The organism is Tomitella cavernea (assembly GCF_016599145.1).
Lineage (GTDB): Bacteria > Actinomycetota > Actinomycetes > Mycobacteriales > Mycobacteriaceae > Tomitella > Tomitella cavernae.
Genome location: NZ_JAENKO010000001.1, coordinates 11,326 through 37,746 on the forward strand (window position 1 = coordinate 11,326; position 26,421 = coordinate 37,746).

A 26,421-nucleotide genomic window follows, 5' to 3' on the forward strand; every position below is an offset into this window, starting at 1 on the left:
AAGAACCTCAGACTTCCCGGCACTGTGGAAGAGATCACGAGCGGGCCCGACGGGCCTGTGGTGGGCGCTTTCTTCGACCTCGACGGCACGCTCGTCGCCGGATACACCGCGCGGTACCTCACCGAGGAGCGGATGAAGGCCGGCGACTACGGCCCCGTCGATGTGCTGCGCACGCTCGGCGTGATGGTCGGCGGCGGGGGGCTCAACCCGGACACGTTCGCAGAGCTGCTCGACCTCGGCGCGCACACCTGGGCGGGCCGCGCCGTCGAAGATCTCGACGAGATGGCGCTGCGCCTGTACAAGAAGAAGGTCGCCGGCCGCATCTACCCCGAGATGCGCGAGATCGTGCGCGCGCATCAGGAGGCAGGCCACACCGTTGTGCTCACCTCCTCCGCCACCACCTTCCAGGTGCAACCGGTGGCCGACGCCCTCGGCATCGAGCACGTGGTCTGCAACCGGTTCGAAGACGAGGACGGGGTGCTCACCGGCCACGTCACGAAGCCCGTCATCTGGGGTGACACCAAGGCCTACGCCGCGCAGCAGTTCGCCGCGGACCACGGCGTCGACCTCGACCAGAGCTACTTCTACGCCGACGGCGACGAGGACGTCGCGCTGATGTACCTCGTCGGCAAGCCCCGCCCGACGAATCCGGGCGAGACGATGGCCAAGGTCGCCGGCAAGCGCGGCTGGCCGGTGACCCGGCTGTCCAGCCGCGGCGCGGGGTCGTCGATCCGTACGCTGATCGGCTTCAGCACCTTCGTGCCGATCGCCGGGCTGGGCGCCGCCAAGGGACTGCTGGCACGCAACCGCCGCAGCGCGATCAACTTCATCACCGAAAATTGGTCCTCGCTGATGCTCCGCATCAACGGCGTGGAGATGAACGTGCTCGGGCGCGAGAACCTCACCGCTTCACGCCCAGCAGTGTTCCTGTTCAACCACCGCAACGGCTTCGACCCGTTCATCGCCGTGACGCTCATCGGAAGGGACTTCACCTCGGTGGCCAAGGCCGAGCTGAAAGACGACCCGATGATCGGCGCGTTCGGCCGCTTCGCCGACATCGCCTTCGTCGAACGCGACAACACCAAGTCCGCGGTCGAGGCGCTCAAGCCCATCGAGGCGATGGCGGACAAGGGCCTGTCCGTGCTCATCGCGCCGGAAGGCACGCGGCTCGACACCCGCGAGGTCGGACCGTTCAAGAAGGGCGCGTTCCGCATCGCCATGCACGCCGGCATCCCCGTGGTGCCGATCGTCATCCGCAACGCGGAGATGCTCGGCGCGCGCGACGCGGTGACGATCAATCCGGGCACGGTGGATGTGGCGGTGCTGCCCCCGGTCCCCACCGCCGACTGGAAGCTGGACGAGATCGACGACCGCATCGCCGAGGTGCGGCAGATGTACCTCGACACCCTCGCGGATTGGCCGGGCGACGATGACTGACACGGCCCGATCCCTGGAAGACAGCGACACGCTGTTCCTGTGCGACGCCGAAGACCTCCGGGAAATGGCTGCGCTCGCAGAATGGGTACGGAGCCACCACCCCGGCGGCCGCACCCGCGCCCACTACGCCAAGGTCTCGTTCAGTGGTACCGAGGCACCCGACACGGCCGAGCTCGCCGCCGCCGTCGCCTCCTCCGACGAGGACACCACGGTCGTGCCGGTGCGCCGGGCGTGGGTCCCGGCCCGTAGCACCCAGGATTCGACCCCGCGCTTTCGCGACCTGGTATTAGGCGATCCGGCACGGCCACGCAACCAGATCGCGCGCCGGCTGCGCCGCGACGACCCCGCCCGGCACCTCGTGGTGCTGGGGGCGGGCGCGACCATCGCCGATTTGCGTGCCCGTTACGAGGCGGAAGGCGTCGTCGACGGAGCCGTCGACGACGTCCACCGCGAGTCGTTCGACGCTTTCATCGCCCGGCACGCCGATCTGACGCTCGACGTGGAGGAGCGAGGCCTGCGCGGGCGCCGGTACAAGGTGCCGCGGTTCGTCATCCCCGGCATCGAGGCGCGCGCCGGCTACCGCGCGGCCGTCGCCGATGCGGCCCGGACCCTCGGCCGCCCCGCAGAGGAGATACGCACCGAGTCCCACGCATACCTGCAGGAGCTCGTGGCCACTCCCAGCACGTTCTTCATCGACTGGATGGGCACGCTCACACGCTGGATCACCTCTCTCGGCTACCGCCGTGTGGTCACCGATCCCGCGAACGTCGAACGCGCCCGCGCGATGATGCGGGACAACCCGTCGGCGCTGCTGTGGACGCACAAGTCATACATCGACGCCATCGCACTGATGTCCGTGATGTACGACAACGACTTCCCCGCTCCGCACTCGATAGGCGGCATCAACATGGCGTTCGCCGGAGTCGGGTACGCCGGCCGCCGCTCCGGCACCGTATTCATCCGTCGCAAGTTCAACGACAACCCTGTCTACAAGCTGGCCCTGCGACAGTACCTCGGCTTTCTCATGGCCAAGCGGTTCCCGTTGAGCTGGTCGTTCGAAGGCACCCGCTCACGCAGCGGGATCATCGGCCGCCCCCGCTTCGGGTTGCTCAAGTATGCGATCGACGCCGCGCACGCCACCGGCACGGAGGACCTGCACCTGATCCCGGTTTCGATCAACTACGACCTCATCGGCGAGACCGCCGAGTACGCCCGGGAGGAGGCGGGCAAGCCGAAGGAGACGGAGAGCCTCGGCTGGTTCGTCGACTACCTCCGCCGCCTGCGGGCACCGATGGGGGACATCTACCTCGACTTCGCCGAGCCGGTGGTGCTCGACGGCGTGGCGCCGGAGCCCACCCCGGAACTGCTCCGCCAGGTGTCCACGGACGTCGCGCGGCGCGCGAACGCCTGCGTACCCGTGACGATGGCCTCGCTGCTGTGCCTGGTGCTGCTGGGCACCCAGCCGCGCGCGCTCACCCGCGTCGAGCTCGATCAGGCGACGCGCGAGATCGTGCGCTGGCTCAAAGCGCGCGGCGTCCGACTGGAGGACCCCCTCCGCGACGGCGACCTCGCCACGGGCGAAACGCTGTTCCAGAACGCCCTGGGCACCGGCGTGCTGCGCCATTCCACCGGCGCATCAGTGGAGCTGATCGGGCTGGGCCGGGGCCAGGACCTGGTGGCCGGCTACTACCGCAACACGATCGTGCACTACTTCATCGAGAAGGCGGTGGCGGAGGTGTGCGTGGCCACCGTCGCGTCCGCGCCCGCCGAGACCCGCGTGGAGGCCTTCGACAGGACCGCCGACGAGCTGCATGCGATGCTCCGTGCCACCTTCTTCCTGCCCTCGGCGGACGAGTTCCGCCGGGCCGTCGACAAGGCGCTCTCCGATCACGACGCCGACTGGCGCGTCACCCTCGCACGGCCGGGCGAGGAACCGGTGCACACGCTCCTGGGCGGTTTCCGGCCGCTGGTCGCCCACAGCACCCTGCTGCCGTTCATCGAGGCCCGGTGGATCGTCTCCACCGTCGTCGCCGGCCTGGCCCCCGACGAGGCCACCGACAAGCAGGAGATCATCGCCAAGTCGCTGCGCTACGGGCGCACGGCACTCGAGCGTCAGCTCATCGTCGGCGAATCGTCCGTGGGCAAGGCGATGCTCGAGGGCGGCTACACCTATCTCAGCGAGGCCGGACTGCTCGACCCCGGGGAGGACGCGGACGCGAAGGTCGCCAAGCGGCGTGCCGCACGCGCACACCTCGAATCGATCATCGACGCGATCGTCATGGTCCGCTCCCGGGCGCATGCGCAACTGTTCGACCTGGACTCGTCGCGCACAGCGTGAAACCGCCCGGCTCACACTGGCCGGTCTGAGCCGGGCGCTGGTGGCCTACCTGGCCGCCGCCCCCGCGCGCACCACGGATCCGCGTGCCGGGGCGGCTCCGGCCCCTGCACCGTCGCGCTCCGGGACCCTCGCGACCGGAGCGACGGAAGCCGGGTCCGTCGCAGCCGCGACCCGCGATTCCGGGACGTCGTCGGCCGGCCCCACCGTCGGTGCGGCGGCGTGGTCGGCGGCGGTCTCGGTGGACTTCCGCCGCGGCCGGATCCTGTCATGCGCGACGAGGATGCGGGCCAGCGGCGTGTACAGGATGAGTTCCACCAGGCACAGGCTGGCCACCAGGGTGACCAGCACCAGCAGGATGCTGCGCTGCAGCGTCGTGCCCGGGTAGGTGGCGTAAAGCCAGTCGACGAAGCCGGACTGGTGGATGAGATCGATCACGAGCGGATGCACGGCGAAGATCCCGAAGGCGCGCACCGCCCCGTAATCGACGAACCGGGCGCCCCATCCCGTTCCGTCGCCGCGCCGGTCGTCCCACGCCTGCGCGACGATGAAGAACAGTGCCACGGCCGCCAGGTACCACGGAAGGTTCTGCACGCTCCATGCCGCGTAGGCGAGACCGGGGATGTGCCCGCCGCCCGTGGTCGCGAAGAACATGACGACCGTGAAGACCGCGCCGGCGATCGACAGGGGCACCAGCCACCGCCGATTGCGGCGCGCCCACGGGGCGAAACGCTCGTAGTGCACGGCCGCCAGAGCGCCTCCCACCAGGAACAGCGCGTAGGTGGGCAGCGCCTTCCACATGTGCCCGTACCAGTCGAGGTCCGGATGGTAGAAGCTGAACAGCGCGAACACGCCGACCTGCACCGCCGCCGCGCCCGCCATCACCTTGCCGTGGTGCCCCTCGGTACGGCGCAGCAACATCCGCACCAGGGGAAAAAGAAGGTAGACCTGCATCGAGATGAGCAGGAAGTACATCTGGTACTTCGCGTTGCCCTGCAGAATCGCGGCCCCTATGTCGCCGAACACCGCGCCGGTGTCGGGCCACGGCTCACGGACGAACACGTAGCCGGTGATGACGTAGATGACCGACCAGGCCAGGTACGGCGCCGCGACGAATCCGTAGCGCCGCCGCCAGAATGCCGATGCGGTGATGGGACTGCGGTAGTAGGCCAGGAAAAGTACGAATCCGGTGACGAACACGAACCCGTACCGTGCGCAGTGCACCATCATCGTGAAGAACTGCATGCCGCGCACGTGGTCCGCGTCCCAGTTGATCGAGCCGGTCGCGTGCACCATCAGGACCAGCGTGAACAGCGACACTCTGATCAGATCCACACTGTGAATGCGCGCGCGGCGGCCCACGAGGTGCTCAGTTCCGCCGCAGCCGGCGGAGCGCGTAGACGTGGGGCGCACCTTCCTCCTCATCCGGTTGTCGACCGCCCAACGCTACCCAATGGTCAGTTTCGCGGGCATTCGGGCGGACCGGATATGACCTCGGTCATGTTCGGACCCCGCGCGGGCCAGGCGGACACCGGTGCCGGCCGCCCGGATCCGGCCGCTTTCAGGCGGGTCGGCGCGCGGCCGCCCGGAGGCACTGCGAGGATGGATTGCCGGAACCGCCTCTCGGGGCCGATCCGTGACCACGACCATCCTGACTGCACAGGCGGACCACCCACGCATGAAGTCGCTCGTATCGATCATTCCGCTGGCCGCGGTGGACTCGGTCAACGTGCTTGCGCTGCTCGCCGTGTCGTACGTGTGGATCTCCAGCGCCTCCCGGTGGGCCTATATCCGCACTGCTGTCGCCTTCATGGTGGGCGGGGTCTGCGGGCTGGCGCTCACGCTGGCGTTCTCGTTCACGGTGATCCTCGACATCATCCACCGGGCCATCGACGCGCTGTCCGGCACGGTGGTGGCCGTCCTCGGCCTGCTCATCGCCCTGGCCGTGATCGCGGTCGCCGCACGCGGCTTCGCCAAGCCGCCGCTGGCCCTTCCGGTGCACAGGAAGGTGCATCCGGCGCTGGCGTTCGTCCTGGGCGTAATCACCTGGGGGGCGCAGTCGCTCACCTCCGCGCCCTTCTACGGGGCGATCGCCGTGATGGCGAAACACGACACGGCCACCCGGCTGGGGCTCTCCGCCGTCTTCGTCCTCATCGCGCTGCTGCCGGTGGCCGCGCTGCTCGCGGCCCTCGCCCTGTGCTCGCAGGATGCCGGCCATCGGCTCATCGTGCGGGTGGAGAACATCCTGCCGACGGCGTCGCGCGTGGTGTCCGCGCTCCTCATCGTCGCCGGGGCCGTCGGGGCCGCCTTCGCGATCATGAAGATAATCGGCTGAGCACGGGCGCATCCTCGGCCGCTGCCGACGCCGACTTCACCGCAACTCGGGCAATTCCAGCAGGTCCCGATGGTAGCGCCGGGCGACGTCGGGGTGCGCCCGCAGCCGCGACTTGAGCGCGTTGAGCCCGTAGACCGCGTGCAGTCGGCCCCCATGGGAGTCCTGACCCACGCCGCGCGCATCGGCCGCCAGCGCCGGCTCCAGGGCGACCGGCGGCAGCGCCTGGTCGAATCCGGGGTTGAGGAAGAACGGCAGCGAGATCCGGTCGTTGCCCTCCGACGGCGGCAGCACCTTGTGGTTGGTGGCTTTCAGGTAGCCGTCGGTGGCCACCTCCAGCAGCTCGCCGATGTTGACGATGAAGCTCCCCCGCCGGGGCGGCGCGTCGATCCAGCGTCCATCCGCCTCCACCTGCAGGCCGGATGTGCCCGGCTCGGGATACAGCAACGTCAGCGCGCCCACGTCCTTGTGTCCACCCACCCCCTGCCCGCTCGCGGCCCCGTCTCGCCCGGGGTACCGGACGATCTTGAGCAGCGGATCGGGGTCCGCGAACGCGGCGTCGAAATGCCCGGCCGGCGCACCCAGCGACACGGCCCACGCTCGCAGCAGGCGCATGCCCACGGCCCCTGCCCCCGCCATCCAGTCGAGCGCCGCGCGCCGCAGCCGGGGTACCTCCGCGGGCCACAGGTTGGGCCCGTCGAGCACCCGCCAGGGCCGCTGCGGGTCCGGCGGGGTCGCCGCCCGCTCGGCGCCGATGTCCAGCTGCTCCCGCCAGTCCACGCGCCCCTGCGTGCGTTCACCGCCGAGCGTCGTGTATCCGCGGAAGTGCGGCGAGCGCACGTTCTCGATCACACGCTTGCGGCTCTCCGGCAGCGCGAAGAACTCCCGTGCCGCGGCGATCAGCTCGTCGGCCGCGTCCGCGGTCGCTTCGTCGCCGTGGCCGACGAGGTAGAAGAACCCGATCCCGTGCGTCGCGGTGCGCAGGGCACGCAGCTCCGCCGGGTCGCCCGCGTCGAGCGCGGCCAGGTCGATGGTGGGCAGGTCGGTGATGGGCGGTGTCGCATCGGCAGCCATGACGGTCCTTTCTCGCGCACCGACCACTGTACGGCCGGCACCCGGGCTTCTGACGCGCGCGGGACGGTGCGGCGCAACGCGGCGGGGCCCGGCGCATCCGAAGACGCGCCGGGCCCCGCCGCAGTGAAGGAGCCGAAGAAATCGGCCCCGCGGATCAGCCCTCAAGACTCGCCGGCGGGGTGAAGCGCTCGCCGTACGTGGCCGCGAGTTCCTTGGCCCGCTTGACGAAGCCGGCCTTGCCGCCCTCGTAGCCCACGATGTACTGGGCGACGCCGCCGGTCCAGGCCGGGTAGCCGATGCCCATGATCGAGCCGATGTTCGCGTCGGCGGTGGTGTCGATGACGCCCTCGTCGAAGCACTTCTGCGTCTCGATCGCCTCGATGAACAGCATCCGCTCGATGAGGTCCTGCAGCGGCGCGTTCGACGAGGCGTCGCCGACGATGCCTGCGAGCCCGGACCACAGCCCGGCGCGCTTGCCGTCGGCGTAGTCGTAGAACCCGGCGCCGCCGAGCTTGCCGGTGCGGCCCGCGTCGACCAGCGCGTTGATGACGTCGCCGGCCGGGTCCGCCGGCAGCGTCCGCCCCTCGGCGGCGGCCGCGTCGGCGGTCTCCTTGCGGATCTTCTGCATCAGCGTCAGGTTGAGCTCGTCGGACAGCTGCAGCGGCGCGGCCGGGAAGCCCGCCTGTTGGCCGGCCTGCTCGATCGTGGCCGGGGGCACGCCCTCGGCGACCATCGCGATGGCCTCGTTGATGAAGGTGCCGATGACGCGCGAGGTGAAGAACCCGCGCGAGTCGTGCACCACGATCGGCGTCTTGCGGATGGCCTGCACGTAGTCGAACACCCTCGCCAGGGTGCGGTCCGATGTCTTCTCCCCGCGGATGATCTCCACCAGCGGCATCTTGTCCACCGGCGAGAAGAAGTGGATGCCGATGAAGTCCTCCTGGCGCTTGACGCCCTTGGCCAGGCCGGTGATCGGCAACGTCGAGGTGTTCGACCCCAGCAGCGCGTCCTCGGTGACGACGTCCTCGATCTCCTGGAAGACCTTGTGCTTGAGCTCCTCGGACTCGAAGACGGCCTCGACGACGAAGTCCACGCCCTCGAAGTCGGCCGCGTCGGCCGTCGGGCGGATGCGGCCGAGCAGCGCCTTGGACTTCTCGTCGGTGGTCTTGCCGCGCTTCAGCGCCTTCTCCTCGAGCTTCTCCGCATAGCCCTTACCACGCTCGGCGGCGGCCTGCTCCACGTCTTTGAGCACCACCTCGAAGCCCGCCTTGGCGGAGACGTATGCGATGCCCGCACCCATCATGCCCGCGCCGAGCACTCCGACCTTGGTGATCGGGGTCTTCTCGACACCGTCGGGCCGGGAGGCGCCCGAGTTGATCGACTGCAGGTCGAAGAAGAACGCCTGGATCATGTTCTTCGCCACCTGGCCGGTGACCAGCTCGGTGAAGTAGCGCGCCTCGATGACGAGCGCGTTGTCGATGTCCACCTGCGAGCCCTCGACGGCAGCCGACATGATGGCGCGCGGCGCGGGCATGGGGGCGCCCTTGAGCTGCTTGCGCAGGTTCGCGGGGAACGCGGGCAGGTTGGCCGCGAAGGACGGCGTGGCGGGGGTGCCGCCCGGGATCTTGTAGCCCTTGACGTCCCACGGCTGCACGCCGCTCTCCGGGTTCTCCTTGATCCACGCCTTGGCGGCGGGGACGAGCGCGTCGACCGAGTCGACCACCTCGTCGATCAGGCCGACCTCCTTGGCAGCGGCCGGGCCGCGCTGCTGCCCCTGCAGCAGCACGCCCATCAGCGCGTTCTGCAGGCCGAGCAGCCGCACGGTGCGCACGATGCCGCCGCCGCCGGGCAGCAGCCCCAGCGTGACCTCCGGCAGGCCGATCTTGACGCCCTTGACGTCCGCGGCGATGCGGTGGTGGGTGGCCAGCGCGATCTCGAGGCCGCCGCCCAGCGCCGCGCCGTTGATCGCGGTGACGACGGGCTTGCCCAGCGTCTCGAGCCGGCGCAGGTCCGCCTTGGCGGCCAGGCTGTGCTCGTAGATCTCCGCAGCCTGATCCTTGCGCACGGCCAGCAGGTTGTTGAGGTCGCCGCCGGCGAAGAAGGTCTTCTTGCCCGAGGTGAGCACGACGCCGGTGATCGCGTCCTTCTCCTCATAGAGGCGGTCGACGGTGGCCTTCATCGACGACAGGTACCGCTCGTTCATCGTGTTCGCGCCCTGGTTCGGGTCGTCGATGGTCAGCACGACGATGCCGTCGGCGTCGATGTCCCAGGCGATGATGTTGTCAGTCATGTGTTCGTGTTGCCCTTTCAGGAATTCCCGCCGGTGACGATCAGACGCGCTCGATGATGGTGGCGACGCCCATGCCACCGCCGATGCACAGCGTGATCAGCGCGTAGCGGCCGCCGCGGCGCTCGAGCTCGTCGACCATCGTCCCGGTGATCATCGCGCCGGTGGCACCCAGCGGGTGCCCCATCGCGATGGCGCCGCCGTTGACGTTGAGCTTCTCGTCCGGGACGTTCATGTCCTTCTGGAACCGCAGCACCACCGAGGCGAAGGCCTCGTTGATCTCGACCAGGTCCATGTCATCGATGGTCAGGCCTGCGGTGGCCAGCACCTTCTTCGACGCCGGGGTGGGCCCGGTGAGCATGATCGTCGAGTCCGCGCCGGAGGTGGCGGTGGCGACGACACGTGCCCGCGGCGTCAGGCCCATGTCCTTGCCCACCTGCTCGGAGCCGACCATGAGCAGCGCGGCGCCGTCGACGATGCCGGACGAGTTGCCGCCGTGGTGCACGTGGTTGATCTTCTCCACCCAGTGGTACTTCTGCAGCGCCACCGCGTCGAAGCCGCCGATCTCACCGACCGTGGCGAACGACGGGTTGAGGCCGCCGAGCGCCTCCACGGTGGTTCCGGGGCGCATGTGCTCGTCGTGGTCGAGCACCACGATGCCGTTCTGGTCCTTCACCGGAACGATGGACTTGGCGAAGTAGCCGGCTTCCCACGCCTTCTTCGCCAGCTCCTGCGAACGGGCCGCGTAGGCGTCGACGGTCTCCCGGTCGAAGCCCTCGATGGTGGCGATGAGGTCCGCGCCCACGCCCTGCGGTACGAACCCGGTGTCGTAGTTGGTGGCCGGGTCCAGGCCCCACGCGCCACCGTCGCTGCCCATCGGCACCCGCGACATCGACTCGACACCGCCGGCGAGCACCAGCTCGTCCCAGCCGGAGCGCACCTTCTGCGCGGCCAGGTTCAGCGCCTCGAGCCCGGACGCGCAGAAGCGGTTGAGCTGGAATCCGCCGACCGTGTCCGGGTACCCGGCCGCGGTGATCGCGGTGCGGGCGATGTCCATGCCCTGGTCGCCCACCGGGGTGACGCAGCCCAGGATCAGGTCGGACAACCGGTCGTAGTCGACGTCCGGGAAGCGCACCTTGATCTCGTCGAGCAGGCCGGTGACCAGCGAGATCGGCTTTACCGAATGCAGCGATCCGGTCTTCTTGCCGCGGCCGCGCGGCGTGCGGATCGCCTCGTAGATGTATGCCTCGGTAGTCATCGGCATTCAATCCTCTCTCGTACGTTTCTATAACGTGTTCTACCACTGTGGGCGACGGGATGCCCTGTTTCGCCCCCGGGATCCGGCGGCCGCGCCCCGCCGGGGCGCGCGGCTAGGGTGGGCCCCATGCCGGAACCCGCACCGCAGCCGCCCCGCACCGTCCGGCGCCTGCAGCCGTACGGTGCGACGATCTTCGCCGAGATGACCGCGCTGGCCGTCCGGCACGACGCTGTCAACCTCGGCCAGGGTTTCCCGGACACCGACGGCCCGCCCGCGATGCTCGAGGCCGCACGCGCGGCGATCGCGGACGGACTCAACCAGTACGCGCCTGGCCTCGGCATGCCCGGCCTGCGCGCCGCCGTCGCCGAGGACCGCCGCGCCCGCTACGGGCTCGACACCGACCCCGACACCGAGGTCCTCGTCACCGTGGGCGCCACCGAGGGGATCGCCGGCGCGGTCCTGGGCCTGGTGGAACCCGGTGACGAGGTGGTCCTCATCGAACCGTACTACGACTCCTACTCGGCGGTAATATCGCTCGCCGGCGGGGTGCGCCGCACGGTGCCGCTGGTCCCGCGCGGAGGCGGCTTCGGCCTCGACCACGACCGGCTGCGCGCGACCGTGTCCGACGCGACACGGATGCTCATCGTCAACACGCCGCACAACCCCACGGGCACCGTCTTCGACGCGTCCGACCGGGCGGTCATCGCCGAAGTCGCCGCGGCGCACGACGTGCTCGTGCTCTCCGACGAGGTCTACGAGCACCTCGTCTACGAAGACGCCGGAGCCGGCCCGCATGTGCCGCTGTGCGCCGTCGACGGACTCGGCGACCGCACCCTCACGGTGTCGTCGGCCGCCAAGACGTTCAACGTCACCGGATGGAAGACGGGCTGGGTGTGCGGCCCGGCGGAGCTGGTGGCCGCCGCGCGCGCGGCCAAACAGTTCCTCAGCTACGTGGGCGGCACCCCGTTCCAGCCCGCGGTGGAGCTCGCGCTGCGCACCGAGCAGGAGTGGATCGCCCGCAACCGCGCGGACCTGCAGCGCAAGCGCGACTTCCTCGCGGGCGCCCTGCGCACGACCGGGTTCGGCGTGCACGACTGCGCCGGCACGTACTTCCTGCTGGCCGACCCCCGCCCGCTCGGCCACGACGACGGCGCAAAGCTGTGCCGCGCGATGCCGGAGCGGGTGGGGGTCGCCGCGGTACCGATGGCGCCGTTCACCGACGCCCCCGGCCCCTGGCGGCACCTGGTGCGCTTCGCGTTCTGCAAACGCGACGAGGTGCTCGCCGAGGGGGCACGGCGTCTGGCCGGGCTGCGGGAATGACTCCGCAGCCCGGCCGGGCGCCCCGGTGCAAGCGGTCACGCTAGGCATCCCACCCGATCTGTCCCAGCGGCGTCGCCCCCCGCGGCCGCACGCCCGCGTCCGCAGGGGGCGTGCGCGAGAAGCGTGGCGCCGGGGCCGGCTGCGGCGCGCCGTCCGGCCCTGTGCGCGGAAGCGTCCCCCGCGCCGCGAGATGCTCGGCGTCCGGCGCCTCCGCCATGGTCAGCACCGGGGTGACGCACGCGTCCACGTCGGCGAACACCTTCGTCCACTCGTCGCGCGTCCGCGTCGCGAACCGCACCGCGAAAAGCTCGCGCAGCTCCGGCCAGCGCGACTGGTCGATCTGCATCGGCAGGTCGTCCGCCGAGAGCTCGAGCCCCTCGAGCAGCAGCGCGTAAAACTGCGGTTCGATCGCGCCCACCGCCATGTAGCGACCGTCGGCGCACTCGTAGACCCGGTAGAACGGCGCACCACCGTCGAGCAGGTTGGACTCGCGCTCGTCCTGCCACATCCCCGACGCGCGGAACGACCACGGCATCGCGCCCAGTGCGCTGACCCCGTCGACCATTGCGGCATCCACCACCTGTCCGCGCCCCGACGTCTGCCGCTCGAACAACGCGGCCAGCACGCCGGTGACCAGGAACAGCGAGCCGCCACCGAAGTCCGCCGCCAAGTTCAGCGGGGGTACGGGCGGCTCGCCGCCCCGCCCGATGGTCGACAGCATGCCCGTCATCGACAGGTAGTTGATGTCGTGCCCGGCGCGCTGCGCCATCGGCCCGTCCTGTCCCCACCCGGTCATCCGCGCGTAGATGAGGCGGGGGTTGCGCTGCGCGCAGTCGTCGGGGCCGATGCCCAGCCGCTCGCACACGCCAGGCCGGAACCCCTCGATGAGCACGTCGGCGCGCTCGACCAGGTCCAGCAGCTCGTCGCGTTGCGTCTTGATGTCGAGGTCGACCAGCCGGCGCCCGCGCAGCAGCACGTCACGGTCCTCCGGGGGCAGCACCAGGCCGCCGGGACGGCGCACGCGCACCACATCCGCGCCCAGGTCGCCGAGCAGCATCGCCGCGTGCGGCCCCGGGCCGATGCCGCCGAGCTCGAGCACCCGCAGGCCGGCCAGTGGACCGCCGGCACAGCCCGATCGCGCGGGGCCGGAGTGAACGGGAGACGCCATCACATCCCCAACCCGCGGCCGATGATCTCCTTCATGATCTCGGTGGTGCCGCCGTAGATCGTCTGCACGCGGGAGTCCATGTAGGCCTTCGCCACCGGGTACTCGCGCATGTAGCCGTAGCCGCCGTGCATCTGCAGGCAGCGGTCGATCAGCGCCACCTGCTTCTCGGTGGTCCACCACTTGGCCATCGCGGCCTCTTCGATGGTGAGCTCGCCACGGTTGAGCGCCTCGATGCACTGGTCGACGAACACCCGGGCGATCTTCGTCTCCGTGGCGAGCTCGGCCATCACGAACCGCGAGTTCTGGAACGAGCCGATGGAACGGCCGAAGGCCTTGCGGTCACGGCAGTACTCGATGGTCTCCTGGAGCACCTGCTCCATCGCCGCGGCCGCGACCACCGCGATCGACAGGCGCTCCTGCGGCAGGTTCTGCATGAGGTAGGCGAAGCCCATGCCCTCCTCTCCGATGAGGTTGGCGGCGGGCACGCGCACGTCGTTGAAGCTCAGCTCCGCAGTGTCCTGGGCCTTGAGCCCGATCTTGTCGAGGTTGCGGCCACGCTCGAACCCGGGCATGCCGCGCTCGACGCCGAGCAGCGAGAATCCCTGGGCCCCCTTGGACGGGTCCGTCTGCGCCACGACGATCACCAGGTCGGAGTGGATGCCGTTGGTGATGAACGTCTTGGCGCCGTTGAGGATCCAGTCGTCCCCGTCGCGCTTGGCGTTGGTCTTGATGCCCTGCAGGTCCGAGCCCGTGCCCGGCTCGGTCATGGCGATCGCCGTGATCAGCTCGCCGGTGCAGAACCGCGGCAGCCACCGCTCCTTCTGCTCGTCGTTGCACAAGTTCATCAGGTAGGGCTGGATCACGTCGTTGTGCAGCATGAAACCGAGACCGCTGTACCCGCCGCGCACCGATTCCTCGGTGACCACGGCGTTGTACCGGAAGTCCGCCACCCCGCCGCCGCCGTACTTCTCGTCCACCGCCATACCGAGGAATCCGAGCTTGCCTGCCTCCACCCACACTTCGCGGTCGACGATGTTGTCGTCCTCCCACTGGTCGTGGAACGGCGCGACGTGCTCGGCGAGGAATCCCCGGTAGGACTCCCGGAACAGCTTGTGGTCGTCCTCGAAAAGTGTGCGCTCCATACGGTCGCCCTCCTGTGCGGACATGCGTGTTGTGCGGGAAATACGTACCGGCCGGACCCGCGCACGGGCCGGTCCGGGTGCGTTCCGCCTCACCGTATGCTCGGGCGGGGACGGCGGTAAGTACCGAAACGATCAGCGTTCGTGACCGATCCGACAGGGGCCCTGAAGAGGCGGGAGGAGGCCGGCATGGCGGTGCGGATGGTGCCGGTGGGTTTCGTCCAGCGGGCCCTGCACGCGTCCGCCCGCCGGGGCACCGACCTGGACCCCGCCCTGGTGGCCGCGGGGATCACCGCCCACGAGCTCGACAATCCCGACACGCGGCTCACCGTCGACCAAGTCGCCCGGTTCATGCTCGGCGCCGCCGAGATCACCGACGACGAGCTCATGGGGCTGGGACTCGCGCCCGTGCCGCGTGGAACCTTCGCGCTGCTCTCGCACGCGATCATCCACTGCCCGGACCTCGATACGACGCTGCATCGGCTCGCGGGTTTCCTCCCCGCGCTCCCCTCGTCGGCGCCCGTGCGCATCGACTTCCACGGGGCCGGAGTGCGGTTCTGGTTCGACACCTCGGTGCTGCCCGTGGCGGGCGCCGACGCGTGGGAGGACGCTTCCGTCGTCGCCGACTTCGGGCTGCTGCTTGCGCACCGGTTCGCCGCCTGGCTCACGGGACGACGGCTGGAGCCGTCGTCTGTCGAACTCCCCTACACCGCCCCCGCACCTGTCGACGTCGTCGCGTACCACCACATGTTCGGCATTCCCATCACCTTCGGCAGCCGTGACCCCGCCATCACGTTCGCCGCGGCGGACCTGGCGAGCCCGGTGGTGCAGGACGAGGACTCGCTGCGCGACTTCCTGCGCGACTCCCCCGGCCGGCTGTTGTCCCGGCGCGACTACGACACCGGCCTGACCGCGCGCGCCCGGCGGATCGTCGAGCTCGGCATCCGCGGCACCCAGCCCACCGCATCCGACGTCGCGGCGGCGCTGGCCGTGAGCGAGCCGCAGCTGCGCCGGATGCTGCGGCAGGAGGGCACGTCGCTGGGCCGGCTGCGCGAATCGGTGCTGCAGGAGTACGCGGTGGCCGGGCTCGACGCGGGCGAGTCCGTCGACGTCATTTCCGCGCGCCTCGGGTTCTCCGAGCCGAGCGCCTTCCGCCGAGCATTCAAGCGGTGGACCGGGAGGACGCCCGGAGAATTCCGGTAGCGATGATTCCCACGGAGCCGCCCGGTCTGCATACCCGCACGCACCCCGCCCCCGGAAGGAGCCGGCCATGACCGCACCGCATCCGTACTTCCCCGCCGACGCGTACGACGGCGTCACCATCCTCGACGGCCCCGAGGTGCCGCTGGCCGTGGTGGAGGTCCGCGACTATCCGCTGGCCCGCATGCCCGAGCTGATGGACGCCGTGTTCCCTCGGCTGTTCCCCGCGCTCGCCTCCGCGGGCACCGCGCCCGCCGGTCCGGCGCTGGCGCTGCACACGCGCATGCCCACCGACACCGTCGACATGGCGGTCGGCGTCCCCGTCACCTCGCCGCTCGCCCGGCCGCTGGACCTGGGCAACGGCTACTCGGCGGTCGCCTCGGCGATCCCCGCCGGGCGCGTGGCCGCCACCAGCCACCTGGGCTCGTACGACGGCCTGGGCGAGGCGTGGGGCCGGTTCATGGGCGACGTCGCATCCGCCGGCCACACGCCCACCAAGCGGTTCTTCGAGGTGTATGTGACCGAGCCGACACCCGATGCGGACCCGTCCACCATGCGCACGGACCTGGCGGTGTTCCTGGCCTGAGGAACCGCACGCGCATATCCTCGGCGGTCTCCGCACGCGGATCATTCTTCCGGCCCGTCGATGCCGCCGGGAGCCGTGCCACTCTCATCTGGCTCGTCGTCTGGCCGCACCTCCGCCGCACCCAGCAGGTGTTCGATCATGCCGACCACCTGCCCCGGCGACCAGGGCGGATCCTCGTCCGAAACCTGCTCACGGCTTTCCCCCGGGCCGTCTGCCAGGGTCGACTCGTCCTCGGCCGCGACGTCGATGCAGAGCTCGTCCCGCAGCAGGCGCACGAACTCTCCATTGCGTCTCTCGTGGTCGAGCCTTTCGATCAGATCGGCCTCCTCTGCGGCCTCGACCATCGAATAGAGCCACCCGAGCGTCGCACCGCCGCCGGGCTGCGCATCGTCGCGCATCACTGCGCATCGCCTCCGTCCTGCACGGTCCATAATGCCGTGATCGGCCCGGTCACGTGCAGCGCCGACGGACATCAGGCCATCCCCGACGGCCTGCCCCTCGTGCCCGGTTCCTGCACCGGCATGCTGTTCGGCGGCACCGGGTACGAGGCGCCCATGTTGACGAACCCCAGCCCCATGCTGCCGCCGCACTGCAGCACCGCGGGCCCCACCCGGCTGTAGCCGTCGAACATCGGCGGCACCGAGGGGTCGGGACGGCCGGCGAAGTTGAACGCGGAGGTCATGTCGCCGCAGGTGGCGCGGCGCCACGGCGTCAGATTGGGCACGTCCACCCCGAACCGGCGCTCGATGAGCCGCAATTGCGAGGTGTGATCAAACACCTCGGACGCGACAAGCCCGCCACGGCTGTACGGCGAGATCACGAGCCCCGGCACGCGGAACCCGAGCCCCACCGGTCCCGCGATGCCCTCGGAATCCTCGACCCCGCCGAGCGGCACCGTCAGGTACTCGCCGGGGGTGCCGGGCGGCGGCACCGGCGGGGCCACGTGGTCGAAGAAGCCGCCGTTCTCGTCGTAGCTGACGATGAGCGCCGTCTTCTCCCACACCGCCGGGTTGGCGGTGAGGATGTCGAGGGCCATGAGCAGTCCGGTGGCGCCCAGGGCCGGGGGCAGCGCGGGGTGCTCGCAGTCGAGCAGGCGCGGGATCAACCACGACACCGCGGGCAGCCGGTCGTTCTCCACGTCGTCGCGGAACCCGTCGGGATACGTCGGATCCTTGCCCTTGCGCGCCAGCACCGACGCGGGATCCGCGGCCTGCCGGAAACACCCCATCATGCCGTCGAGCACCACGGCGGACACCGGCCCCAGGTCCCTGTTGTTGTAGATCTTCCAGGAGACGCCGGCCTCCTCGAGGTTCTCCGGCATGGTGCGCCAACTGTAGGTGTTCTGCGGGATCAGGTACGGCGTCTTGATCAGCGGCCCGCCGTGCGTCCCGTCGGGGTCGATGGTGCCGCTCATCCAGTACAGCCGGTTGGGGTCGGTGGGGCCCATCACCGAGCAGTAGTAGCCGTCGCAGATGGTGAAGGCGTCGGCCAGGTCGTAGTGCACCGGGAGGTCCGCCCGCGTGTAGTAACCCATGGTGGCCGGACCGTTGGCGGGCCCCTCCGCGGCGATGTGCTCGGGGATCCACCGGTCCATCGCACCGCCGTTCCACGCGCGGTGCTGCGGGCCCCAGCTGTGGGTGGGGTCGTTGATGCACTCGCCGTCGAGGGCCGGCCCCCGATTGGTGTCCAGGCGGAACGGGTTGACATAGCCGTCGGGGGTGGGCCCGACTCCTGGCCGGTAGCCATACTGGTTCCATGCCGGGGACGGATCGCCGAAGCCGCGCACCCCGGACAGCGTGCCGAAGTAGTGGTCGAACGAGCGGTTCTCGTTCATGAGCAGCACGATGTGTTCGATGTCGTCCAGCGAGCCCGTGCCCGCGGGGTCCGCCGCGTAGGCGCGCTCGATGACGGGGCCGGCCCACGAGGCCAGCACCGCCATTCCGCCCGCGGCGGTGACTGTGGCGAGGAACTCGCGACGCGACATCCCTGCGAACGGGCCGTGCGGCATGGGCGGCTCCTTGATCGGGCGGTACGCCTGATCGACAGCGGATCGCGTGATGCACGCAGTATCCCCGTCGCGCGCCCCCTCCGCGACCGGTTCCGTCAATTCATGGAATACCGCGCGGGCCGAGTGCTTCTTCCCGCCGGGGCAGCGGGGTCGAGCGTCCGGACCACGCGGGGAACCCTCGGCGCAGGCCGCGGCGTGCGCGTCGCGCCTCAGCGGAACCCGCAGGCCGCCTCCGCCTCGGCGGCGTCCGCCACCACCACGGGGAATCCGGGCGCCGGAGGGACGTCCCCCGCCTCCATCTGCGCGCCGGTCAGCGGCGGCGCATCGGTCAATGCCCGCAGCTCCGCGCGCATGAACGGGCGCGAACGGGTGAGGAACCGGAGGCCCTCGGGCGCCTCCAGACTGAAGCCTCCACCTCGACCTGCGACCACGTCGAGGATCAGCTGCGTGTGCTGCCACGCCGCGTACTGCGACCCGGAGATCCACACGGCCACGGCGTCGTCGCCGATGGGGCGTTCGGCCGCAACCGCGCCGGGCACCGCCGCCAGATCGAGCTCGCCCAGGAGGACGTCGCGGTCGCCCACGAGGAACTCCCCGGCGCCGTAGCACATCGGCGAGGACCCGTCGCAGCAGCCGCCGGACTGGTGGAGCATGAGCGGACCGTGCCGGCGGCGAAGGCAGCACAGCAGGTCACGGGCCGTCACGGTGGCGATAACGCGCGGGGGTGCGGTCATGAACGGTCCTCGGTTCGCGAGTGTTCCGGGTCGGATGGCCGCCGGTGCGGGGGACGGCATCGGCGCTCGTCCCCCGCACCGGCGTGAGTCCCCGGCCGCCGCGGGGGGGGGGAGGGGGGATACGGCGGCCGGGGAAGCCGGTCAGAAGAAGCCCTGGGCCCCTTCGGCGTAGGAGACGAGCAGGTTCTTCGTCTGCTGGTAGTGGTCGAGCATCATGCGGTGGTTCTCCCGGCCGAAGCCCGACTGCTTGTAGCCGCCGAACGCCGCGTGCGCCGGGTACTGGTGGTACGTGTTGGTCCACACGCGGCCCGCCTGGATGTCGCGTCCGGCGCGGTAGGCGGTCGATCCGTTGCGCGACCAGACTCCGGCGCCCAGCCCGTAGAGGGTGTCGTTGGCGATGCGGATGGCATCGTCGTAATCAGTGAACGAGGTGACCGAGACGACGGGGCCGAAGATCTCCTCCTGGAAGATCCGCATGTCGTTGGTGCCCGCGAACACGGTGGGCTGGATGTAATAGCCGCCGGACAGGTCGCCGCCCAGGTCGGACCGCTCGCCGCCCGTGACCACCGTGGCGCCCTCGGCCTTGCCGATGTCGATGTAGGACAGGATCTTCTCGAACTGGTCGTTCGAGGCCTGTGCGCCGATCATCGTCTCGGTGTCGAGCGGGTCGCCCTGGCGCACCGCCTTGGTGCGGATGGCCGCGAGTTCGAGGAATTCGTCGTAGATGGTGTTCTGGATGAGCGAGCGCGACGGGCAGGTGCACACCTCGCCCTGGTTGAGGGCGAACATCGTGAACCCTTCGAGTGCCTTGTCCTGGTACGCGTCGGCCTTGGCCAGGACGTCGTCGAAGAAGATGTTGGGACTCTTGCCGCCCAGTTCCAGCGTGACCGGGATGAGGTTCTGGCTGGCATACTGCATGATCAGCCGTCCGGTGGTGGTCTCACCGGTGAACGCCACCTTGGCGATCCGGTTGCTGGACGCCAGGGGTTTGCCGGTCTCGGTGCCGAAGCCGTTGACGATGTTGAGGACGCCATCCGGCAGCAGGTCCCCGATGAGGGAGATCAGGTGCATGATCGACGCGGGGGTCTGCTCGGCCGGCTTCATGACGATCGCGTTGCCGGCGGCGAGCGCGGGCGCCAGCTTCCAGGTGGCCATAAGGATCGGGAAGTTCCACGGGATGATCTGGCCGACCACGCCGAGCGGCTCATGGAAGTGGTAAGCGACCGTATCCTCGTCGATCTGCGAGAGCGAGCCCTCCTGCGCGCGGATCGCGCCGGCGAAGTACCGGAAGTGGTCGATCGCGAGCGGGATGTCCGCGTTGAGCGTCTCGCGGACCGGCTTGCCGTTGTCCCACGACTCGGCCACGGCGATCGACTCGAGGTTCGCCTCCATGCGGTCGGCGATGCTGTTGAGGACGAGTGCCCGTTCGGCGGCGGTGGTCTTGCCCCAGGCGGAGGCTGCGGCGTGTGCGGCGTCCAGCGCCAGCTCGACGTCGGCCGCGCCGGACCGCGCGACCTCGCAGAAGGCCTGGCCGGTGACCGGCGTGGTGTTCTCGAAGTACTCGCCGCCCACCGGGGCGGTCCAGGTGCCGCCGATCCAGTTGTCGTAGCGGGACTGGAACAACATCACAGCATCCGGTGCACCGGGGCGGGCATACACGGTCATCACGCACTCCTTGGGTTCGTGTTCTCCACCCGGCCGACCGGGCGTGATGCACGACACTAAGTGCGCGGACGTTGCAACCGGGTTGCAGCGCGGCCGAACCGGCGCTCCAGCAGGTCCGCATGCGCCTTGGCCTGTACGAACGCGGGCGAACCCGCGCGGAGCAGGGCGACGAGCGCCTGCCAGACGAGGGGGTCGTCCCGGCCGGTCGACGTCGCGGCCCAGCGTTGCAACAGGGACGGGTCGCCACTGTGGAGCACCGCCTCACGCATGCGCGCGTCGAGGGACTCCCGCACCTCCGACACCCCGGGCGCCAGCGAATCGGGCAGCGCCGGGCCGCGGTACAAGCGCAGCGCCTCCTCGACATCGCCCCTGCTCAACGCACCGCGGACCGCCATCACATCGGTCAGTACGGAGCCCGTCAACCGGTAGGGGCGCGAGGCGATCATGTCCGCGCCGAGCACCCGGCGCAATCGCGACATCTCCGCGCGCACGGTCACCGAGTCCAGGGAACGCTCGTCGAGCTCCACCGCGAGCCGCTCGGCGCTCAGCCCGTCGGGATGCTCGGTCAGCAGCACCAGGATCTCCGCGTGCCGCGGCGACAGCCGCGACTCGCCGCGGCCGGCACGCAGCGTCGGCCGATCTCCCCCGAGGACCCGCAGCCGCCGCGCGTGCGGCGAACCGGCGCCGGCCGGCGGCGCGAGCGCGTCGGCGACCGTCGCCGACGCCGATGCGGACACATCGCGCCACTCGTCCGAACGGTGCCCGCCCGCGATGCCGCGCAACCGCAGCTCCGCCTCGGCCGCCGCCACGGTCGCCCGTACGAGGGTGAGGACCTCCGGTGCGGCCACCCTCATGCCGCCGGTGATGTCGACGGAGCCCAGGATCGCGCCGGATGCCGGGTCGTGCACGGGGGCCGCCGCGCAGCTCCACCGCCGGACGGTGCGCGCGAAGTGCTCGGCGCCGAACAACTGCACACAGTGGTCCAGCGCAAGCGAGGTGCCGGGGGCGTTCGTGCCCATGGCCGACTCGCTCCAGTCGGCCCCCTCCGCGAACGCCATCGCCGCGGCGCGGTCCCGCATCGACGTGTCGCCCTCCACCCAGAGCAGGCGCCCGTCTGCGTCGCTGATCGCGACCAGCAGCTCCGCATCCACGGCATCGTCGACGAGCAGTGTGCGCACCACCGGCAGCACCGAGGCCAAAGGATGGACGGCTCGGTATTCACGCAGGTCCACGTCGCCGAAGGCCACACCGGCGGACTCCGCCTCCGGGTCCACCCCGCTGCACCTGCTGCGCTCCCAGGATTCCAGGACCACCGCGCGTACGTCAGCCGCCAGCGCGACGTCGCCCGCCGCGCTCCCCCTCGACGATCCGCCAGTCGGCCCGCTCCTTGTCGACCGGCCCGCTTGCCGCGCGCCTCCGGCGACGAACCGGTCGTGGGCCGCACCGAGCCGCCGGGCCACCGCCGCCGCATCCTCGCCCGGGCGCAGCGCAGCCCACTGCCCCGCCCGCCCGGGAACCGTGTTCGCCGCCACCGTGCCCCTCCTTCCGACGATCACCACTGTAATCAGGGTCACAAACGGAAGGAATCCTGCGCACTCGCGGACGGGCCGGATCGACGGCGCCCCCGTCACCCCCGCCGCGGCAACAGCGCCGCGGCACTGCGTGCACGGATCGCCCCCCGCCACAGACCGAAGCCGTAGCCGGCGTCGTCGAGCCGCTTGCACACCAGGTATCGGACAGGGTCCAGCCGGGGGCGCCGCCAACGGCCCTCGCCGCCGCGCAGGTCCCGCACGTACCAATCGACGAGGCCTTCGGCGACCGCCGTGGCCAGGACGACCCGCCGCGCCCGCCGGGACACCGCGGCGGAGGCGACCGCCAACGGCCAGTAATGCCGGCACACCCCCAGCGCAAGCTGCCACAGTGCGGATCCGCACCCCAGCGCCAGCAGCCGGCCTGCCGTCTGCCGCGGCCGCCGCAGACCCGTGAGCGTCCGCGCGATGCGCGCCCCCGCCGCCGCGGAGACGACGATCGCGACGCCCAGGCCGGCGCGCGTACCCGTGAACACCGCGGCCCCCGCGGCCGCGGACCACGGGGCGAGGATGAGCGGTGCGACCTGCCCCGGGTGGCGCTCGGCGAGCGGCGCCGCCCCGAGCCCGTAATACGCCTTGCGCGCCAACCAGCCGTGCAGCCGCGTCCGGTGCTCATGCGCCACCACCGCGGCCGGGTCGTAGCGCAGCCGCCAACCGGCCTCGTGCAAGCGCCAGCACAGGTCCACGTCTTCGGCCACGTGCATGCGCTCGTCGAAGCCCCCCTCCCCTGACGACTCCGTCGGGATCCCGGTGATCGCCGTCCGCCGCACCACCATCGCCGCGCTCGGCACGTACGACACCGGGGTGCCGGGCACCACCGGGCCCGGCACCGCGCCCAGGTCCAGGGACGACCGGATCTCCTCGTATCGGACGAGGCCGACGCCGGGCCGCATCGTCCCCGGCTCGTCCGCGGTGGCGAGTGCAGTGATGCGCGGCGCGGCGAGCGCGACGGAAGGGTCGGCGAAGTGCGCCGACAGCGCGTCCAGCCACCCCGGTTGCGGGACCGTGTCGGAATCGAGGAACGCGACGAGCGCTGTATCGCAGGCGGCCAGCCCCGCGTTCCTGGCGGCGGCCGGGCCGCGCGGTGCGGCGTGGCGGATCACCCGCGCGCCGGGTGCGCGGACCGGGGTGGGCGAGCCGTCGTCGACGACGATCACCGGCACGCCGACGAGCGCGCGCAGGAGCCGGTCGACGCCCGCCTGGTTGTCGCGCACGGGGACCACGACGGTCGCCTCGTGCAGCGGCTCGGCGCTCAAACCGATATCAGCCGGCGAGAGGTCGGGGTGCGCGATGCCCGTGTCGAGCAACCGGCGGGCGAGTGTTCCCGTCACCGCGTCGACCACCGTCAACTCCCCCGACGCGAGCAGCCCGGCAGCGCGGGGTGTGAGCCGCAGAAGCCGGGTGGGTGCGCCGCCGATCAGCGCCGTGCCGCCGTCGAGGACACGCACCGAGGCCCCGATGCGGACGCGGAATCCGATGGGAAGCGCACCGCTCACGCCGCGATCCTCCCGTGCCCGTCCGGACTCCACGCATCGACCGCCGCCCGCAGCTCCGCGCACAGCACCTCCACGATCCGTTTCCCCTCGTCCGCGGTCGCGCCCGTGGGGTCGCCGAGGACGCCGGAAACGCTCACCGCGGCCACCCCGCCCTCGCGCATCGCCTGCCACAGCGCGCCCGCGGGCGCCGTGTTCCCGGGGGCCGCCGCGCGCATGCGCACCGAGCCCGGCGCCAGGTGCAGCATCACCGCCGTCTCGGTGCGGCCGGCGTGGGCGTCGCCGTCGGGGATCACCGGTGTCCACCAGGCGGCGTCGCGGCCCTCGTAGCGCAGCAGTTTCACCGCGGACGCCAGCGCCGAGGCATTGCCGCCGTGCCCGTTGACGAAGACGACCCGCCGTGCCCACCGGCAGGCCGAGCGTCCGTACTCGACGAGCAGCAGGCGCAGGGCCTCGGAGCCGATCGACACGGTGCCGGGGAACTGCTCGTGCTCGCCGCTGGCGCCGTAGGCGAGGGCGGGTGCGACCACCTCGTCCAACGAAACGGCGACGGCGGTGGCGATGCGGGTGTCCGTGTCCAGCGGCAGGTGCGGGCCGTGTTGTTCCACGGATCCGACCGGCACCACCAGCAGGTCCGCGGCCGTTTCAGCCCATGTCGAATCCGCGAGATTCACAACGCAGCACCCGACCCCAACAGAGCCCCCACGCGCTCGCCCTCGCGGATCGCGGCGTCTGCACGGCGCGGAGCCAGCGCGTCACCGATCCGGTACATCGGGAACCCTGCGGAGGATCTCGCAGCCCCCGCGGTCTCCGGCCGTCCCCTGCCGGGTGCGGCGCACGCCAGGTCACGCCACAGCGCGTCGTCGCTCCTCTGCTGCCCCGCGTACACCACCCGATCCCACCACCCCTCCGATGATGTCCCGGTGGGGTGGTGGACGAGGGTGACGCGCACGCCGGAGCCGTCCGGCCGCGCTGCGCCGACGACGGTGTCGGTGCGCTGCCGGATCCCGGCCCGGTGCGCCCGGGCCAGCCAGCCCTCACGATCCAGAGTCACACCCAGATCCTGCCCCACCACCATGCCGTCCGTGCACACGGTCACCGCGTGGCCGCGCGCCGCGAGCAGTTCGGCCACCGAGGTGGCCGGGTGGAAACCCAGTCCGTCGACGATGAGGACCCGGCCCGCGGCCGTCGAACCGTCCGGCGGCCCGTCGGGGGCCGCGAGCACCTCGCGCACGTCCGCGTATGCGTCGGCCGGCAGACCACGCGCCCACCCCGGCGGGGCGGGCAGCGCCCCGGTGGCGACGACGACCACGTCGGGCACTCCACCCGCACCGTCAAGCATGTCCGCACTGAACATCCCCGCCCGGACGGTGACGCCGCACTGTATGCGCACCCCGGCCGCCGCGCACCGCAGCGCCAGGTCCCGCGTGATCTCCGCCAGGCCCTCCCGGTACGGCGCCGCGGCGCCGAGGGTGATCTGGCCGCCGAGCCGCGGGCTCCTCTCGAACAGGGTGACCTCGTGGCCGTTCTCGGCGGCGGACACCGCCGCCTGCATCCCCGCCGGGCCGCCGCCCACCACGGTGACGCGCAGTCTCCGCTCGGGCCGGGACAGGCCGACGGGTGTGCGCGCCGCGTTCTCCCGTCCCGCCTGCGGGTTCTGGAGGCAGCGGATGGGACGGTTGAACCCGACCCGCCCGATGCATTCCTGGTTGCACGCAGAGCACACACGCGGCGTGCCGTCGCCGTCGCCGGACAGGGCCGTGACCGCCTGGGCCGTGAAATCCGGGTCGGCGATCTGTCCTCGGACGACGCCGACCAGATCGCAGGCGCCGTCGCGTAGGGCCGACTCGGCATCGCTCGGCCGGGAGAACCTGCCGACACCCACCACGGGCAGGGCGACGGCGGCGCGCAGCGCCGACGGGATGTGCAGCGCGTAGCCGGGCGGCGTGGCCATCGACGCCTCGATGAGGTGCAGGGTGCTCGTCGCCAGACCGATCGAGGTGTTGATGTAGTCGACGGCGCCGGTCGTCTCCACCGTCCGCGCCAGCGCCACGGCCTCGTCGAGCGTGATACCGCCGTCGACCTGCTCCTCCCCCGCCAGTCGCACGCCCAGGATCATCCCGGGGCCGAGCTTGTCTCGCACGGCGGCGATCACCTCGAGCAGGAACCGCGCGCGGCGGGCGGGCGTGCCGCCGTAGTCGTCGACCCGGTGATTGGTGCCGCGGGCGAGGAACTGCCGGATCAGGGAGGCCTGCGAGCACTGCAGCTCCACCCCGTCGAACCCGCCGAGGCGGCAATGCCGGGCGGTGTCGGCGAAGCCGCGCACGATGTCCGCGATCCCCGCGCGGTCCAGCGGGCGGGGAACCTCACGGAACATCGGGTCCCACACGGGGCTCGGCGCGGACAGCGGGCGACGGGTGTACAGCGAGCTGCCCTGCGCACCGTTGTGGTTGAGCTGGGCGAGGACGACAGCGCCGTGCGCGTGGACCCGGTCCGCGATCCGCCGGTAGCCCTCCACCACCGCCGGGTCGTATCCGCGGATGAGCTTCTCGTAGGGGCGGTCCGAGGCGTGCACGGTGTGCTCCTCGGTGACGATCAACCCCGCACCGCCACGCGCCCGCGCCTCGTAGTACGCAGCATGATCGGCGTTCGGCATGCCGTCCGCCGCCAGGTTGGTCAGGTGTGCGCAGAACACGACACGGTTGCGCAGCACCGTCGCGCGCCCGTCCGCGCCCAGCCGCAACGGGGACGACAGCAACGGGACGGCCGGGGATCGGTCAATGCGCACCCATTCGA

The 26,421-nt window shown here is 71.1% G+C and carries 20 protein-coding genes; 6 read left to right on the forward strand and 14 right to left on the reverse strand.

What is annotated here, in order from left to right:
* Positions 1-24 precede the first annotated feature (24 nt).
* Positions 25-1,437 carry an HAD-IB family hydrolase gene (locus JJ683_RS00045; protein WP_200170653.1) on the forward strand — a complete coding sequence of 471 codons (1,413 nt, stop codon included), beginning with the start codon at positions 25-27 and terminating at the stop codon, positions 1,435-1,437.
* The gene (locus tag JJ683_RS00050) at positions 1,430-3,775 is read left to right on the forward strand and encodes a 1-acyl-sn-glycerol-3-phosphate acyltransferase (RefSeq protein WP_200170654.1); all 2,346 of its coding nucleotides are present in this window, start codon (positions 1,430-1,432) and stop codon (positions 3,773-3,775) included. Before JJ683_RS00045 ends, JJ683_RS00050 begins: the two co-directional genes overlap by 8 nt.
* Before the next feature lie 45 nt (positions 3,776-3,820).
* On the opposite strand, the gene JJ683_RS00055 is transcribed toward JJ683_RS00050, so the two are convergent.
* Positions 3,821-5,107, reverse strand: coding sequence for an acyltransferase (locus tag JJ683_RS00055; RefSeq protein ID WP_200170655.1), 1,287 nt, complete (start codon positions 5,105-5,107; stop codon positions 3,821-3,823).
* A gap of 301 nt (positions 5,108-5,408) precedes the next feature.
* Between JJ683_RS00055 and JJ683_RS00060 the strand changes: the two genes are divergently transcribed.
* Positions 5,409-6,107, forward strand: a complete 699-nt coding sequence (locus JJ683_RS00060) for a hypothetical protein (protein ID WP_200170656.1) — start codon at positions 5,409-5,411, stop codon at positions 6,105-6,107.
* Positions 6,108-6,143: 36 nt separating this feature from the next.
* Here JJ683_RS00060 and JJ683_RS00065 read toward each other — a convergent pair whose 3' ends face one another.
* The 3 genes from JJ683_RS00065 to JJ683_RS00075 all read right to left on the reverse strand — a co-directional run bounded on the left by JJ683_RS00065 (position 6,144) and on the right by JJ683_RS00075 (position 10,723).
* Positions 6,144-7,178, reverse strand: coding sequence for an isopenicillin N synthase family dioxygenase (locus JJ683_RS00065; RefSeq protein WP_200170657.1), 1,035 nt, complete (start codon positions 7,176-7,178; stop codon positions 6,144-6,146).
* A gap of 154 nt (positions 7,179-7,332) precedes the next feature.
* Entirely contained in the window at positions 7,333-9,468 is a 2,136-nt protein-coding gene (locus JJ683_RS00070) for a 3-hydroxyacyl-CoA dehydrogenase NAD-binding domain-containing protein (RefSeq protein ID WP_200170658.1), read from the reverse strand.
* 40 nt (positions 9,469-9,508) lie between these two features.
* A complete protein-coding gene (locus tag JJ683_RS00075; protein WP_200170659.1) occupies positions 9,509-10,723 on the reverse strand; it encodes an acetyl-CoA C-acetyltransferase in 1,215 nt (404 codons plus the stop codon).
* A gap of 126 nt (positions 10,724-10,849) precedes the next feature.
* Between JJ683_RS00075 and JJ683_RS00080 the strand changes: the two genes are divergently transcribed.
* Entirely contained in the window at positions 10,850-12,043 is a 1,194-nt protein-coding gene (locus tag JJ683_RS00080) for a pyridoxal phosphate-dependent aminotransferase (protein ID WP_200170660.1), read from the forward strand.
* A 40-nt stretch (positions 12,044-12,083) separates the two neighbouring features.
* On the opposite strand, the gene JJ683_RS00085 is transcribed toward JJ683_RS00080, so the two are convergent.
* Together JJ683_RS00085 and JJ683_RS00090 are read right to left on the reverse strand one after the other, a co-directional pair.
* Entirely contained in the window at positions 12,084-13,211 is a 1,128-nt protein-coding gene (locus JJ683_RS00085; RefSeq protein ID WP_200170661.1) for a CaiB/BaiF CoA transferase family protein, read from the reverse strand.
* Positions 13,211-14,353: an acyl-CoA dehydrogenase family protein gene (locus JJ683_RS00090; protein ID WP_200170662.1), complete on the reverse strand. Its 1,143-nt coding sequence runs from the start codon at positions 14,351-14,353 to the stop codon at positions 13,211-13,213. Before JJ683_RS00090 ends, JJ683_RS00085 begins: the two co-directional genes overlap by 1 nt.
* Before the next feature lie 141 nt (positions 14,354-14,494).
* On the opposite strand from JJ683_RS00090, the gene JJ683_RS00095 reads away from it, so the two are divergent.
* Both JJ683_RS00095 and JJ683_RS00100 read left to right on the forward strand, forming a co-directional pair.
* Positions 14,495-15,553: an AraC family transcriptional regulator gene (locus JJ683_RS00095; RefSeq protein ID WP_372435206.1), complete on the forward strand. Its 1,059-nt coding sequence runs from the start codon at positions 14,495-14,497 to the stop codon at positions 15,551-15,553.
* 67 nt (positions 15,554-15,620) lie between these two features.
* Complete coding sequence (locus JJ683_RS00100) at positions 15,621-16,136, forward strand: GyrI-like domain-containing protein (protein ID WP_200170663.1); 516 nt, start codon at positions 15,621-15,623, stop codon at positions 16,134-16,136.
* A gap of 41 nt (positions 16,137-16,177) precedes the next feature.
* Here JJ683_RS00100 and JJ683_RS00105 read toward each other — a convergent pair whose 3' ends face one another.
* From JJ683_RS00105 to JJ683_RS00140, 8 genes are all read right to left on the reverse strand, one after another.
* Positions 16,178-16,537 carry a hypothetical protein gene (locus JJ683_RS00105; protein WP_200170664.1) on the reverse strand — a complete coding sequence of 120 codons (360 nt, stop codon included), beginning with the start codon at positions 16,535-16,537 and terminating at the stop codon, positions 16,178-16,180.
* Between the two features lie 71 nt (positions 16,538-16,608).
* On the reverse strand, positions 16,609-18,144 hold the full coding sequence (locus JJ683_RS00110) for an alkaline phosphatase family protein (protein WP_200170665.1): 1,536 nt from the start codon (positions 18,142-18,144) through the stop codon (positions 16,609-16,611).
* 209 nt (positions 18,145-18,353) lie between these two features.
* Positions 18,354-18,878, reverse strand: a complete 525-nt coding sequence (locus JJ683_RS00115) for a DUF779 domain-containing protein (protein ID WP_200170666.1) — start codon at positions 18,876-18,878, stop codon at positions 18,354-18,356.
* 141 nt (positions 18,879-19,019) lie between these two features.
* Positions 19,020-20,543: an aldehyde dehydrogenase gene (gene adh / locus JJ683_RS00120; protein ID WP_200170667.1), complete on the reverse strand. Its 1,524-nt coding sequence runs from the start codon at positions 20,541-20,543 to the stop codon at positions 19,020-19,022.
* Between the two features lie 56 nt (positions 20,544-20,599).
* The gene (locus JJ683_RS00125; RefSeq protein ID WP_200170668.1) at positions 20,600-22,075 is read right to left on the reverse strand and encodes a helix-turn-helix domain-containing protein; all 1,476 of its coding nucleotides are present in this window, start codon (positions 22,073-22,075) and stop codon (positions 20,600-20,602) included.
* 95 nt (positions 22,076-22,170) lie between these two features.
* The gene (mftF, locus tag JJ683_RS00130) at positions 22,171-23,628 is read right to left on the reverse strand and encodes a mycofactocin biosynthesis glycosyltransferase MftF (protein WP_200170669.1); all 1,458 of its coding nucleotides are present in this window, start codon (positions 23,626-23,628) and stop codon (positions 22,171-22,173) included.
* The gene (mftE, locus tag JJ683_RS00135; protein WP_200170670.1) at positions 23,625-24,299 is read right to left on the reverse strand and encodes a mycofactocin biosynthesis peptidyl-dipeptidase MftE; all 675 of its coding nucleotides are present in this window, start codon (positions 24,297-24,299) and stop codon (positions 23,625-23,627) included. Before mftE ends, mftF begins: the two co-directional genes overlap by 4 nt.
* Positions 24,296-26,413, reverse strand: coding sequence for a mycofactocin system FadH/OYE family oxidoreductase 2 (locus JJ683_RS00140; protein ID WP_443733827.1), 2,118 nt, complete (start codon positions 26,411-26,413; stop codon positions 24,296-24,298). Before JJ683_RS00140 ends, mftE begins: the two co-directional genes overlap by 4 nt.
* Positions 26,414-26,421: the final 8 nt, after the last annotated feature.

Excerpts from the sequence above, each read along its gene's own strand:
- JJ683_RS00050 (WP_200170654.1), top strand. The coding sequence starts at position 1,430 with ATGACTGACACGGCCCGATCCCTGGAAGACAGCGACACGCTGTTCCTG.
- JJ683_RS00065 (WP_200170657.1), bottom strand. The coding sequence starts at position 7,178 with ATGGCTGCCGATGCGACACCGCCCATCACCGACCTGCCCACCATCGAC.
- JJ683_RS00070 (WP_200170658.1), bottom strand. The coding sequence starts at position 9,468 with ATGACTGACAACATCATCGCCTGGGACATCGACGCCGACGGCATCGTC.
- JJ683_RS00075 (WP_200170659.1), bottom strand. The coding sequence starts at position 10,723 with ATGACTACCGAGGCATACATCTACGAGGCGATCCGCACGCCGCGCGGC.
- JJ683_RS00080 (WP_200170660.1), top strand. The coding sequence starts at position 10,850 with ATGCCGGAACCCGCACCGCAGCCGCCCCGCACCGTCCGGCGCCTGCAG.
- JJ683_RS00085 (WP_200170661.1), bottom strand. The coding sequence starts at position 13,211 with ATGGCGTCTCCCGTTCACTCCGGCCCCGCGCGATCGGGCTGTGCCGGC.
- JJ683_RS00090 (WP_200170662.1), bottom strand. The coding sequence starts at position 14,353 with ATGGAGCGCACACTTTTCGAGGACGACCACAAGCTGTTCCGGGAGTCC.
- JJ683_RS00100 (WP_200170663.1), top strand. The coding sequence starts at position 15,621 with ATGACCGCACCGCATCCGTACTTCCCCGCCGACGCGTACGACGGCGTC.
- JJ683_RS00110 (WP_200170665.1), bottom strand. The coding sequence starts at position 18,144 with ATGCCGCACGGCCCGTTCGCAGGGATGTCGCGTCGCGAGTTCCTCGCC.
- JJ683_RS00115 (WP_200170666.1), bottom strand. The coding sequence starts at position 18,878 with ATGACCGCACCCCCGCGCGTTATCGCCACCGTGACGGCCCGTGACCTG.
- adh (WP_200170667.1), bottom strand. The coding sequence starts at position 20,543 with ATGACCGTGTATGCCCGCCCCGGTGCACCGGATGCTGTGATGTTGTTC.